Below are 12,773 nucleotides of genomic sequence, written 5' to 3' on the forward strand. Positions count from 1 at the left end.
GGGCAGAATCAGACCAGCAACTCCACCACAGGCTGGACGTAGCTGCGGAACACCTCGGGCTGGGACAAAAGCTCGTTGCTCATGATGATCTTGTCGGGCTCGAGGTACCAGGCCCGCGGTTCGGTCAGCGGCAGTTCGATGATGGTGAGGGTGAAGTCGCGCGCGCCGCGGCCAACTTCCAACAGCCGGTCCTCAACCATGTCACCAAGGAGTTTGGAGGCTCCGCTGGCTTCCCGCTCGGCTTCCAGGGCGGCGTACTCGCCGCGCCGCTCCCGTGCCCACGTGAGGGCGGAACCGAAGTGCGCCTGGAGCACGCGCCGCAGGGCCGGAGAGTTGGCAAAGGCGTTGAAGCCCGGCGGCGACATCTCAGGAACCATCTGCGGGTGGCCCTTCAGGAGCTGCTCCCACCAGGCTTCCCATTCGGTCTTCAATGCGCTCAGGCCGCCCACCTCGGCGATAAGGTTCGCATGATCCATGGGGCGGACCTTGGGCGCCAGATGGGACAGAGCCGGCCGTCCCGCACTATCAAGGCCGGCGGCGTCGCGGACATAAAGCGCAATGAGCATTGGACCCGAAGTGTCCATGGTGATCCGCCAGCCAGGACCGCCTGTGTGCTGCATCCGAATGCCTCCCTTGGCATATGTACTGTCCCAGTGTATTCCCGTTGCCCACGGACGTTAATGGCCCGTCGGCACGGCCCCCAGGCCCCGCAGATGGGCGTCCAGCACATCCCGGCACATCTGGGCGGTCATCCATTCCGGCTGTAGCAAAGCGTGCATGGTCAGGCCGTCAAGGGTTGCCAGCAGCCGCTCCGCTTCGGTCACGAGCGCCTGCTCGCGGGCAGCGTCGTCGTCCTTTGTGAGTTCAATAATCAGCCAGCCCATCACGGCGGCAACAGCGCGGTGGCTGCGGTCGGCCTCCGGAGCCAGGAACGGCTTGATTCGGGCAGCGTTCTTGAACGCCATCCACACACAGGCATCAACAGCCCGCTCCTCGTCCAAGGGGAGGAACTGGCCCAAGAGGGTTAACACGCCGTCATAATGCTCTGCCGATCCGGGCGGCAGGGCGGCAATCCTGTCACGGGCCCGGGTGAGGCGGGCGATGATCCTGTCCACCACGACGCCGAAGGAATGCACCAGCAGTTCCTCGCTGCTGGTGAAATAGTGCCTCACGGAGCCCACGGCGAGGTCCGCCTCATCGGCGACTTCGCGCAGGGACGCCCGTTCCAGCCCGTCAACTGCGATGATTCTGAAGACTGCTTCGACTACTTCCTGGCGCCGGGCTGCGGCGTCGACAATTTTGGGCACCATCATTTTTTAGCACGGTTGTGCTGTCATGGTGCGTGCAACACGGGCAGGGAAGCGCGGAATTGGGATAGCGTGGAGCCCATGAGAATTCTGGTAACGGGCGGTACCGGCTACATCGGGTCGCACACCGTACTGTCCCTGCAGGAAGCCGGGCATGAAGTGGTGGTCATCGACAACCTCGTCAACTCGAGCGAGGAATCGCTGCGGCGGGTCGCGGAGCTCAGCGGCAAAGCGGCGTTCTTCCACAACGTCGACCTTGTCGATGAGGCCGCCGTGGACGCTGTCTTCGCCCAACACGCCATCGACGCCGTCATCCACTTCGCCGGGCTCAAAGCGGTCGGCGAGTCGGTGCGCGAGCCGCTGAAGTACTACTACAACAACCTGGTGGGGACGCTGAACCTGATCCGGGTGATGGACAAGCACGAGGTCCGCTCCATGGTGTTCAGTTCCTCGGCCACTGTTTATGGCGAGCACAACCCGATCCCCTACATCGAGAAGATGGAGATCGGAGCCAACAACCCCTACGGCCGGACCAAGGAACAGATCGAGGACATCCTTTCGGATCTCGGCGCGGCGGACACCCGCTGGCATATCGCCCTTCTGCGCTACTTCAACCCGGTGGGCGCGCACCCTTCGGGCCGCATCGGCGAAGATCCACAAGGGATCCCCAACAACCTGGTGCCGTTCATCGCTCAGGTTGCCGTTGGCCGCCGCGAGAAGCTCATGGTTTTCGGCGGCGACTATGACACTCCGGACGGAACCTGCCTGCGCGACTACATCCATGTAGTTGACCTGGCAGAGGGGCACGTCGCGGCCCTGAACCACATTGCCGACCGTACCGGCGTCTTCCGGTGGAACCTCGGATCGGGCAAAGGCTCCTCCGTCCTGGAGGTGCTGCGTTCCTTCGAGAAGGCCGTGGGACACGAACTCCCGTATGAGATCACCGGCCGCCGCGCCGGCGACCTTCCCGCGTTCTGGGCGGACGCGACGTCGGCCCTGGCGGACCTCAGCTGGGCCACCACCAAAACGGTTGACCAGATGTGCGAGGATCACTGGCGCTGGCAGAAGAACAACCCGCTGGGTTATAACTCCTAGCCGCCCCGAGTTCTTCCTGACCCGCATGCAAACGGCCGCGCACCTCGTAAGGTGCGCGGCCGTCGTCGTCGGTGGTCCCTGCGGTTCCGTCCCTAGCGGGCCGGGTAGTCGCGCTCCGGCTCTCCTGTGTAGAGCTGGCGCGGACGGCCGATCTTGGTATTGGGGTCGTTGATCATTTCGCGCCACTGGGCAATCCAGCCCGGGAGGCGTCCGATGGCGAACAGCACGGTGAACATCTTCTCCGGGAAACCCATGGCCTTGTAGATCAAACCGGTGTAGAAGTCCACGTTCGGGTAGAGCTTGCGCTGGATGAAGTAGTCATCGCCCAGCGCCTTCTCTTCCAGCCGCATGGCGATATCCAGCAGTTCGTCGTTGCCGCCGAGCTTGCTGAGGACCTCGTGCGCGGTGGCCTTGATGATCTTGGCCCGCGGGTCATAATTCTTGTAGACGCGGTGTCCGAAGCCCATGAGGCGGACGCCGTCCTCCTTGTTCTTGACCTTCTCCATGTAGTCCTCGGGCTTGATGCCGTCGGCCTGGATCTGGCGCAGCATCTTCAGCACTGCTTCGTTGGCGCCACCGTGGGCGGGTCCGAACAGGGCGTTGATGCCGGCAGACACGGAGGCGAACAGGTTGGCGTTGGAGGAGCCCACCAGGCGGACCGTGGACGTGGAGCAGTTCTGCTCGTGGTCCGCGTGCAGGATCAGGAGGAGGTCCAGCGCCTTGACCACCACTGGGTCCATCTCGTACTGCTCGGCCGGGAGGCCGAAGCTCAGGCGCAGGAAGTTCTCCACCAGGTTCATGGAGTTGTCCGGGTACAGCATGGGCTGCCCGATGCTCTTCTTCAGGGCGTAGGCGGCGATGACCGGCATCTTGGCCAACAGCCGGTAGGTGGAGACCTCCACCTGCTCGGCGTTGAAGGGGTCCAGCGAGTCCTGGTAAAACGTGGACAGTGCGGATACGGCCGATGACAGCACAGGCATCGGGTGGGCATCGCGGGGGAAGCCGCTGAAGAAGCCCTTGAGCTCTTCGTGCAGCAGGGTGTGGTGACGGATCCGCTGGTCAAAAGCGTCCAGCTCCGTGGGGGTCGGCAGGTTGCCGTAGATCAGCAGGTAGGAGACTTCCAGGAAGCTGGAGTGCTGCGCAAGCTGCTCGATCGGGTAGCCGCGGTACCGCAGGATCCCGGCGTCGCCGTCGATGTAGGTGATGGCGGAGGTGGTGGCCGCGGTGTTCATAAAACCGGGGTCGAAGGCAACGGCGCCGGTCTGCTTCAGCAGCTTGGAAACGTCGTAGCCTTCGTTTCCTTCTACAACCTTGATGCGCGGGAGTTCGAGTTCGCCGCCCGCATGGCGCAGGGTTGCGCTGTTGTTCTCAGTCATGGAGTCTCCTCATGAGGCATCTGGGCCTCTCTGTAGAAAGCTTGATCCAACATCTGGTGAAGCCGGCCGGCGCTCCTGTTCTGCCAGGAAATCCAAGAGCCGGGCTACCTTCTTGTAGAAAGCCACCATTGATAGTCAGTTAAAAAGTACCGCCCCTAGGCAATGTGGTACTAATCCAGCAGTGCCAAAAGTCCCCAAATCGCTTCACTTGTGGCGCGAGTCACACCATTATTACGGGCCTGTGGCAAGGCGCGCCGCGGCGGCGTCGATCCGTTCATCGTTAGCTGTGAGCGCCACCCGCACAAAGCCGTTGCCTGCCTCGCCGTAGAACACGCCGGGACCCACCACGATGCCACGGTCCGCCAGCCTGCCCACGGTGTCCCAGGTGGCTTCGCGCGCCGTGCACCACAGGTAAAGGCCTGCGTGGGAGTCCTCGATCCTGAGACCAAATGCCTCCAGCGCCGGAATAATGCGCTCCCGGCGGCCGCGGTACAGGTCCTTTTGCGCCTGGACGTGGGCGTCATCCCCCAGGGCTACGCGCATGGCCTCCTGGACGGGATACGGAACGATCATCCCTGCGTGTTTGCGGCTGTTGACCAGGTTGGCCATGATGGCCGGATCGCCCGCCACGAATGCGGCCCTGTAGCCGGCCAGGTTTGACTGTTTGCTCAGCGAATAGACGGCCAGCAGGCCCTCGTGCGTGCCACCGGAGACCTGCGGATCCAGGATGCTGGGCACCGGAGATCCGCCGCGCTGGGCATCCCACTCACCCCACCCGAGTTCGGCGTAGCACTCGTCCGAGGCCACGACGGCGCCGATTTCGCGCGCCTGGTCAACGATGCGCTTAAGCGAGGTGACGTCCCGGACGCTGCCCGTGGGGTTGGCCGGCGAATTGACCCAGATGAGGCGCACACGCGCCCGCGTCCCGGCGTCGAGCTCGTCAAGATCGTCCGCGGCCACCTGATCGGCGCCGGCGAACGTCGCCCCGATGTCGTAGGTGGGGTAGGCAACGGAAGGCCGGACGACGACGTCGCCCGGCTTAAGGCCAAGCAGGAACGGCAGCCACGCCACAAGTTCCTTGGAGCCAACCGTTGGCATGACGTTCTGCGGATCGAGCCCGGGGACACCGCGACGGCGCTCAAACCAGGCCGCGATCGCTTCGCGGAGCGCCGCCGTGCCGTGGACGGTGGGGTAGCCGGGTGCATTGGAGGCTGCGCGCAGGGCGTCCTGCACCACGTCAGGGGTGGGGTCAACCGGGGTCCCGATGGAGAGATTGGCCACTCCCCCGGGGTGCTCCGCGGCGCGGGCCAGGTACGGAGCCATGGCCTCCCACGGGTAGTCGGGCAGGCTGAGTCCGAAACTGCGCAGCGCGGAGGTCACCGAAGCGCCGTCCTAGCTCTCTTGGTTCTGGGGCGGCAGGGCTGCGATCATCGGGTGGTCCGTGTGGGTGTTCCCCACCTTCGCGGCGCCGCCCGGTGAGCCAAGGTCGTCAAAGAACTCGACGTTGGCCTTGTAGTAGTCCGCCCATTCCTCCGGGGTGTCATCCTCGTAGTAGATCGCCTCCACGGGGCACACAGGCTCGCATGCGCCGCAGTCGACGCACTCGTCGGGGTGAATGTAGAGGGACCGCTCGCCCTCATAGATGCAGTCGACCGGGCATTCTTCGATACATGCCTTGTCCTTGACATCTACACACGGCTGCGCGATTACGTACGTCACGTCCTTGCCTCTCCACGTTGGTCCCGGCTGCTGGCCGGATCGGTGCTCCCGGCCTGAGCGCCGGCTGCTGACTTCTGAGCCTATTATCTCCCAGCCCGATCCCGCGAACCTAGCCGGGCGTCACACACCCTGCGCGTCTTAGTATGAACACGTGACTTTGACCCCGCCTTCGCCGCAACAGTTTCTCTCCGGGGCACTTCCCGGCACGCGCCTCGTGGTCCGATACAGGATCGAGGGTGGCTTCACGGACGCCTTGGGTGTCCTCCTGGAAACGGCCGACGGCGAATGCACCGTGCGCACCCGGCGCTCCGACGTCGTGATTCCCCTCGAGCTGGTGGTGGCGGCCAAGGCGGTTCCCCCGGCCCCGCCGCGTCGTTCCCCCCGGGCGCCCGTTTCCTGAGCTGTCCCTGCCGCCCTGCCCCTCTGCCCTGCTGGACCCCGTTCCCGTTCCCGGCTTCCCGCCTTCCCGCCTTCCCGCCTTCCCGCCTTCCCGCCTTCCCGCGACGGACATGCCCTCCCCTGGCTCCCGGCACTGGACATATGGCCACTGTGCCCACCCGCTGCCACGAAAGTGGGACATGTCCAGTGGTGGGGACACCATGCGTGGGACATGTCCAGTGGTGGGCACGACATCCCGTGGGACATGTCCAGTGGAGGGGACGCACGCATGGGACATGTCCCCTGTTACGCCGCGACCGAAAGACGGCTCAGCGCCTCGCGGACCATCGTTATGAACTCCTGTGGGCGGTACTTGAGCAGCGAATAACTCACAATGAGGGTTGGGATTCCAAGCCGCGTGGTGACATTCCACCGGCGTCGGTCTTCTTCGAAGCTCTGCCTGTCCATGTGGAAACCTGCCCCGTCGGTCTCGATGCCGAGCCGGCCGTCGACCATAAGGTCCAGATGTCCCATCCCGGGAATGTTGACCTGCGATTCGACATGGAAGCCGGCCCGGCGCAGGAGAAATCTCGCCATGCACTCGATGACGGACTGCGACTGGGGCGTAATGCCCGCAATGATCCGACGTTCGCGGGCATCGTTTCGGCCTTCCAGCCGCTGGCGGAGTGATTTCAGTGGAAGCCCCTTGAGTACGATGGCGGATTCGGCGATGATCAGGCCGTCGAGTTCTGGTAAACAGCGGAGGCTTTGGACCACGGAGTCCATGAGCGTCGGGGGCGCGGGCGACCTATGGCAGATGAACCCCGGATAGTTGCGGCTGTGGGCCACGGCAATGTGAGGCTGTGCCGGTCCTTCGAGAACCCAGAGGCCATGGAACTTCGCGGCGGTGACGCACGCGGGCTCGGCCGGCAGCGAGCGAATGGCAATGAGTTCAGCATCGGCACCCGGCAAGGCGTAAACACCGCGGGAGACTCGGGACACGTCGCCACTGGCCAGGGCGGCCTTGAGTTGGAAGTCCGAGACACCAGCGGCAGCGATGTGTTTGGCGCGTGCGACGCCGTCGTAGTTTCCGAGAACCTCCACGATTTTGCCCATGGTGCCATGTTGCCGCCGGCAATACGGCACGAACAGGCCGGCCGAGCGCTATGTGGACAACATCTGTTCCTTGGCGCGCAGCAACCCGGGACATGTCCAACAACCAGCGGAGGACATGTCCCCCGGCCTGGCGCTGCAGTGAGCATGTCCAGTGGGCAGCTCTGCTCATGTCCTGCACCGAGGCGGAAGGATGGACATGATGCCATCGTGCCCACCCCCGGGGCCCAAGAATGGGCATGTCCCGCGGCGGATGAGGGACGCGGGGACAGCGGACTTCGAAGCGGCTTGGGGCGAGCGAAAGCCGGGCGTGAAGCCGGAACCCTTCGCGTGGAGGTTTGGCCTAGTCCCGGCGAATCCTGTAGCGCAAACACCAGGCGAGCATAAGAACCGTGACACCCGCAATGCCGTAGACCCAGATGTTGCCGGGGAGGTCTCCGATCACGAGCCGTTTGCCCGCCTCCAGGGTGCTCCACCAGCCTGTCAGTGCATAACAGATGACCCCGCACACCGCTGTCGGAATCACCGAGCGGGTGGCGGCCCCGAGCCACAGCTCCACCGATGCGAGCAGCAGCAAGGCGGCAACAGCACCCCAGGGAAGAACCGTTCCGGCCAGCATGAACTGCTGCCGGTGCAGGGCTGTTCCTGCCACGGCCACAAAAAGAGCTGCCGGCACGGCGACGGCAATACCGCCTGCCGTACCGGCAGCTCCCTTATTCATAAATCGTCCGTTGAGTCAGCGAAGCACGCTGGAACTAGGACTTGGCGCGCGAGCGGTTGGCCTTGTTGCGCTCGTTGACATCCAGGATGAGCTTCCGGATGCGGATGGCCTCCGGAGTCACCTCGACGCACTCGTCTTCGCGGGCGAATTCGAGGGACTCTTCGAGGGTCAGGTCGCGCGGGGGCGTCAGGTTCTCGAAGGTGTCAGACGAAGCGGCACGCATGTTGGTGAGCTTCTTTTCCTTGGTGATGTTGACGTCCATGTCATCGGCGCGGGAGTTCTCGCCGACGATCATGCCCTCGTAAACCTCGGACGTGGGCTTCACGAAGAAGGAACCGCGTTCCTGCAGGTTGATCATGGCGAACGGAGTCACAACGCCCGCGCGGTCGGCGATCATCGAGCCGTTGGTGCGGTACTCGATCGGGCCGGCCCAGGGCTCGTAGCCCTCGGAGATGGAGGCTGCGATGCCGGCGCCGCGGGTGTCCGTGAGGAACTTGGTGCGGAAGCCGATGAGGCCACGTGCCGGGACGATGAACTCCATGCGGCACCAGCCGGTGCCGTGGTTGGCCATGTTCGTCATGCGGCCCTTGCGGGCTGCCATGAGCTGGGTGACGGCGCCGAGGTACTCTTCGGGCACGTCGATGGTCATGTGCTCCATCGGCTCGTGGATCTTGCCGTCGATGGTCTTGGTGACAACCTGCGGCTTGCCCACGGTCAGCTCAAAGCCTTCGCGGCGCATCTGCTCAACCAGAATGGCCAGCGCGAGTTCGCCACGGCCCTGGACTTCCCAAGCGTCGGGACGCTCGGTGGGGAGCACCTTGATGGAGACGTTACCGATCAGTTCCTTGTCCAGGCGGTCCTTGACCTGGCGGGCCGTAACCTTGGCGCCCTTGACCCGGCCGGCCAGCGGCGAAGTGTTGATACCAATCGTCATGGAGATGGCCGGATCGTCAACGGTGATCAGCGGCAGAGGCTGCGGGTTCTCGGCGTCGGTCAGGGTCTCACCGATGGTGATTTCCTCGATGCCGGCAACGGCGACGATTTCGCCGGGACCGGCGGATTCGGTGGGAACCCGGTCCAAGGCCTTGGTGGCCAGCAGTTCGGTGATCTTGACGTTCTTCAGCTCACCGTTGGCGCGTGCCCAGGCAACGGTCTGGCCCTTGCGCAGGGTTCCGTTGTAAATGCGCAGAAGTGCGAGGCGGCCCAGGAACGGAGAGGCGTCAAGGTTGGTGACGTGTGCCTGCAGGACGCCGTTCGGGTTGTAGGTCGGCGCCGGGATGTGATCGATGATCGTCTGGAACAGCGGCTCCAGGTCCTCGTTATCCGGAGCTGTGCCGTCTGCCGGCTGCTCGAGGGAAGCGCGGCCAACCTTGGCGGCGGCGTAAACCACAGGCACGTTCAGGATCTTGTCCAGGTCCAGGTCAGGAACTTCGTCAGCCAGGTCGGAGGCAAGCCCCAGGAGCAGGTCCATGGACTCGTGGACGACTTCTTCGATCCGCGCGTCGGGGCGGTCGGTCTTGTTGACCAGAAGGATCACCGGCAGGTGCGCGGCGAGGGCCTTGCGCAGGACGAAGCGGGTCTGGGGCAGCGGGCCCTCAGAGGCGTCAACGAGGAGGACGACGCCGTCGACCATGGACAGGCCGCGCTCCACCTCGCCACCGAAGTCGGCGTGACCGGGAGTGTCAATGACGTTGATGGTGATGGTCTCGCCCTTGGAGGACGGTCCGTTGTAGGCCACGGTGGTGTTCTTGGCCAGGATGGTGATGCCCTTTTCGCGCTCCAGGTCACCGGAGTCCATGACACGGTCTTCGAGGTGGTTGTGCGCGGCAAAGGAGTTGGTCTGCTTGAGCATGGCGTCGACCAGGGTGGTCTTGCCGTGGTCAACGTGGGCCACGATCGCGACGTTGCGCAGATCACTGCGCGATGCAGTGGCTACCGCGGTGTTGGTGGTGGTTTCAGACATGCGTTATTGCTCGATTCAGTGGTGAAGTCAGCTGTTGTATCGCGACATTTCCAACCGGAACGCACGACGGATAAGCCCTTTTGACACAGGGCACCTTATACAAGTCTAAACGCTAGGTCATTTATTGGCCTAAAAAGCCAAAGAGCGCCGCTTTACCGGCGCCCGGGGGCGATATCGCGCCACGCCCGCAGCATGTGACTAAAATCACTGGATTTTCGTTATGGGATGCCCCATCATTACCGTGGTAACAGCAAGCAAAACCGGAGACCATAGATGCGCAACGCCTCGGCTCTGTACCGCTTCGTCGCACCTATGATCGCTATCAGCGCGTTCATGGCCGGCTGTGGGCAGTCCTCTGAATCACAAGCACAAAGCCCTGCCGGAAGCGCAGCGGCCGTCGAGTCGTCGGCACAGGCCGTCCCCAGGAAATCCGGCGCGGCACCTGTGGGCGCCGCGGGCGAGCCAGTCGCCGCGGGCGCCGCAGCACGGGCACAGCTCGTTCCCGAGCCTGATCCGGCCAGCATGGTTCCCGGATCCATCTACCGCAATCCCGCCAACGGACGCAATGAGGTCATTGTGGCCAACCCTGGCAACACCGCACTCCTGATCGGCGATTCACAATCAGAACCGTCGTATGCGTGGCCGCGCGCCGGCCTCACCGCGATGGGATACACAGTCCATTTCTGCGGGCTGGGCGGCACGGGCTATGTAGTGGGCAACGGCAAGACCGGCAACTACATTGATGCCCTGCAGCGCGGGGACTGGAAGCTCCCGTACGGATCCATCCCCCTGGTGGTCATCGAAGGCGGCGGCAACGATGCGGCACGCGGTGCCACGGATGCGCAGATCGTGGCCAACGCCGAGCGGCTGATCACCACCCTCAAGCAGCGCTACCCGGCCAGCAGGATGGCCATGATCGGAACACTGGCGCGCGGAACGAACTACGGCGGCGGCCGGCGCTCCCAGGTGGACGCGCTGTTGGGCACTCTCGCCGCCAGGCACTCGATTCCCTTCGTGAGCGTCGGAGACTGGCTGACCAAATACGATCTGACGAAGTCCATGGCTGACGGCGTCCACATGAACCCTGACGGCCACAAGGCCCTTGGGATCCTGCTCGCCGGAAAACTGAAGGAACTCGGCCTGCAGTCACCGGAGGCGGCCGCTCCCACGGCAACCCCCGTTAACTAGGGCGTTCCAGGCAGGGCGCGTCCTATCCTGGCGGGGCGCCTTAACCAGGAGTCGGCCGGACCGGCCGCCAACCGCACCAGCCGACCGCGCAAAGAGCCCTACACACAAAACGGAACAAAAGAGCCGGCGTCCTCCCCTGAAGGGCGGACGCCGGCTCCTCGTGGACCTGGACGGGTGGGCTACGCCGCTGGGCTCAGGCCACTTCCGGGGGCAGCATCAGGCGCGCGCCCGGGATGGCGTTGAGCAGGGCCTTCGTGTAGTCCTGCTGCGGCGAGTCGAACACGCTGTCCGTGGAGCCGGTCTCGACGAGCTTGCCCTTTTCCATGACGCACACGTGGTCCGCGATTTGCCGGACCACTGCGAGGTCGTGGGTGATGAACAGGTAGGTCAGGCCAAGCCTGGCCTGCAGCTCGGCCAACAGGTTCAGCACCTGCGCCTGGACCAGTACATCCAGTGCCGAGACAGCCTCGTCGCAAATAATCACCTCCGGGTCCAGCGCCAGGGCGCGCGCGATGGCCACACGCTGGCGCTGGCCGCCCGAGAGTTCGTTCGGGTAGCGCTGCATGGTGGACTGCGGCAGCGCCACCTGGTCCAGGAGTTCACGGACTTTTTTCTCCCGGCTCGCCTTGTCCCCGATCTTGTGGGTCCGCAGCGGCTCCTCGATGGTCCGGAAGATGTTGTACATGGGGTCCAGCGAACCGTACGGGTCCTGGAAGATGGGCTGCACACGGCGGCGGAAGGCGAAGATCTGTTTGGTGTTCAAGGTGGATGTGTCCACCCCGTCAAAGATGATCTTGCCGGACGTGGGAGTCAGCAGGTTCAGCACCATCTGCGCCACGGTGGACTTGCCGGATCCCGACTCGCCAACGATCGCCGTCGTCGTTCCCCGCTTGACGCTGAAGGAGACGTCGTCGACGGCGGTGAAGTCCGTGGACCTTCCCAGGCCCGAGCGCAGCTTGAATACCTTCTTCAGGTTCTGTATCTGCAGGACCTCTTCGGGCATGGTCGGCTCAACCACGACGTCCTCGCCAGGAGCCAGCAGGTCATCGGTTTCGACTCCGAGTTCCTTGGCCGCCTGGATGCGCCGGGACGCCAGCGACGGCGCCGAGGCCACCAGTCGCTGGGTGTACGGGTGCTGGGGGTTCTGCAGCAGCTCCAGGGACGGACCGGATTCCACGACCTGCCCACGGTACATGACCACCACCTTGTCGGCGCGCTCGGCGGCGAGTCCCAGGTCGTGGGTGATCAGCAGCACGGCTGTCCCCAGCTCGGTGGTCATCTTGTCCAGGTGGTCGAGAATCTGGCGCTGAACGGTCACGTCCAGCGCGGAGGTCGGCTCATCGGCGATGAGCAGGCGCGGCTGGCAGGACAAGCCGATGGCGATCAGTGCCCGCTGGCGCATGCCGCCGGAGAACTCATGCGGGTACTGCTTCGCCCTGCGGGCCGCGTCGGGCAGACCGGCTTCCGAGAGCACCTTTGCGACGTCGTCGGGACCGCTGGGGAGCCCGTTCGCCTTCAAGGTCTCCCGGACTTGGTAGCCGATCTTCCAGACGGGGTTCAGGTTGGACATCGGGTCCTGCGGCACCATGCCGATGCTGTTGCCACGGAGCTGGATCATGCGCTTTTCCGACGCGTGGGCGATGTCCTCGCCGTCGAAGAATACCTGGCCGGAGGCCACGCGGCCGTTGCCCGGGAGCAGGCCGATGGCGGCCAGCGCGGTGGTGGATTTGCCGGAGCCGGATTCACCCACAATGGCGACGGTCTCGCCGGGCATCACCGTGAGATGGGCGTTGCGGACAGCGTTCACCTCTCCGTTGCTGGTGGCGAAGCTGATCGCCAGATCCTTGATTTCAAGCAGCGGGCGCTCGTCAACGGCACCCAGTTCCTGGATTTCGACAGAGGCGTTCATGGCG

The 12,773-nt window shown here is 64.3% G+C and carries 12 protein-coding genes; 3 read left to right on the plus strand and 9 right to left on the minus strand.

Translation table 11 applies throughout. The annotated features are described in order from the left end of the window. Positions 1-8: 8 nt before the first annotated feature. Both ACP4XC_RS17210 and ACP4XC_RS17215 read right to left on the minus strand, forming a co-directional pair. Positions 9-620 (minus strand): hypothetical protein, encoded by a 612-nt coding sequence (locus ACP4XC_RS17210; RefSeq protein ID WP_427171772.1) that lies wholly within the window; start codon positions 618-620, stop codon positions 9-11. 57 nt (positions 621-677) lie between these two features. Next, a complete protein-coding gene (locus ACP4XC_RS17215; RefSeq protein WP_427175150.1) occupies positions 678-1,307 on the minus strand; it encodes a TetR/AcrR family transcriptional regulator in 630 nt (209 codons plus the stop codon). Between the two features lie 81 nt (positions 1,308-1,388). On the opposite strand from ACP4XC_RS17215, the gene galE reads away from it, so the two are divergent. Further along, positions 1,389-2,402 carry a UDP-glucose 4-epimerase GalE gene (gene galE / locus ACP4XC_RS17220; RefSeq protein WP_427171773.1) on the plus strand — a complete coding sequence of 338 codons (1,014 nt, stop codon included), beginning with the start codon at positions 1,389-1,391 and terminating at the stop codon, positions 2,400-2,402. 92 nt (positions 2,403-2,494) lie between these two features. On the opposite strand, the gene ACP4XC_RS17225 is transcribed toward galE, so the two are convergent. The 3 genes from ACP4XC_RS17225 to fdxA all read right to left on the minus strand — a co-directional run bounded on the left by ACP4XC_RS17225 (position 2,495) and on the right by fdxA (position 5,497). After that, positions 2,495-3,778, minus strand: a complete 1,284-nt coding sequence (locus ACP4XC_RS17225; RefSeq protein ID WP_427171775.1) for a citrate synthase — start codon at positions 3,776-3,778, stop codon at positions 2,495-2,497. A gap of 231 nt (positions 3,779-4,009) precedes the next feature. Continuing rightward, positions 4,010-5,158: a succinyldiaminopimelate transaminase gene (gene dapC, locus ACP4XC_RS17230; RefSeq protein ID WP_427171777.1), complete on the minus strand. Its 1,149-nt coding sequence runs from the start codon at positions 5,156-5,158 to the stop codon at positions 4,010-4,012. Between the two features lie 12 nt (positions 5,159-5,170). Next, positions 5,171-5,497, minus strand: coding sequence for a ferredoxin (fdxA, locus tag ACP4XC_RS17235; protein WP_226762298.1), 327 nt, complete (start codon positions 5,495-5,497; stop codon positions 5,171-5,173). A 151-nt stretch (positions 5,498-5,648) separates the two neighbouring features. Here fdxA and ACP4XC_RS17240 point away from each other — a divergent pair, with 151 nt between their 5' ends. Next, entirely contained in the window at positions 5,649-5,897 is a 249-nt protein-coding gene (locus tag ACP4XC_RS17240; protein WP_427171779.1) for a hypothetical protein, read from the plus strand. Positions 5,898-6,181: 284 nt separating this feature from the next. On the opposite strand, the gene ACP4XC_RS17245 is transcribed toward ACP4XC_RS17240, so the two are convergent. The 3 genes from ACP4XC_RS17245 to typA form a co-directional block, all read right to left on the minus strand. Beyond that, the gene (locus ACP4XC_RS17245) at positions 6,182-6,991 is read right to left on the minus strand and encodes a type IV toxin-antitoxin system AbiEi family antitoxin domain-containing protein (RefSeq protein WP_427171781.1); all 810 of its coding nucleotides are present in this window, start codon (positions 6,989-6,991) and stop codon (positions 6,182-6,184) included. A 340-nt stretch (positions 6,992-7,331) separates the two neighbouring features. After that, positions 7,332-7,709 carry a hypothetical protein gene (locus tag ACP4XC_RS17250; protein WP_427171783.1) on the minus strand — a complete coding sequence of 126 codons (378 nt, stop codon included), beginning with the start codon at positions 7,707-7,709 and terminating at the stop codon, positions 7,332-7,334. 34 nt (positions 7,710-7,743) lie between these two features. Further along, positions 7,744-9,672: a translational GTPase TypA gene (typA, locus tag ACP4XC_RS17255; RefSeq protein ID WP_427171785.1), complete on the minus strand. Its 1,929-nt coding sequence runs from the start codon at positions 9,670-9,672 to the stop codon at positions 7,744-7,746. Positions 9,673-9,945: 273 nt separating this feature from the next. Here typA and ACP4XC_RS17260 point away from each other — a divergent pair, with 273 nt between their 5' ends. Next, positions 9,946-10,860: an SGNH/GDSL hydrolase family protein gene (locus tag ACP4XC_RS17260; protein ID WP_427171786.1), complete on the plus strand. Its 915-nt coding sequence runs from the start codon at positions 9,946-9,948 to the stop codon at positions 10,858-10,860. A gap of 193 nt (positions 10,861-11,053) precedes the next feature. On the opposite strand, the gene ACP4XC_RS17265 is transcribed toward ACP4XC_RS17260, so the two are convergent. Further along, the gene (locus ACP4XC_RS17265) at positions 11,054-12,769 is read right to left on the minus strand and encodes an ABC transporter ATP-binding protein (RefSeq protein WP_427171788.1); all 1,716 of its coding nucleotides are present in this window, start codon (positions 12,767-12,769) and stop codon (positions 11,054-11,056) included. Positions 12,770-12,773 lie beyond the last annotated feature (4 nt).

Source organism: Arthrobacter sp. 92 (genome assembly GCF_050260325.1).
Taxonomy (GTDB): Bacteria; Actinomycetota; Actinomycetes; order Actinomycetales; family Micrococcaceae; genus Arthrobacter.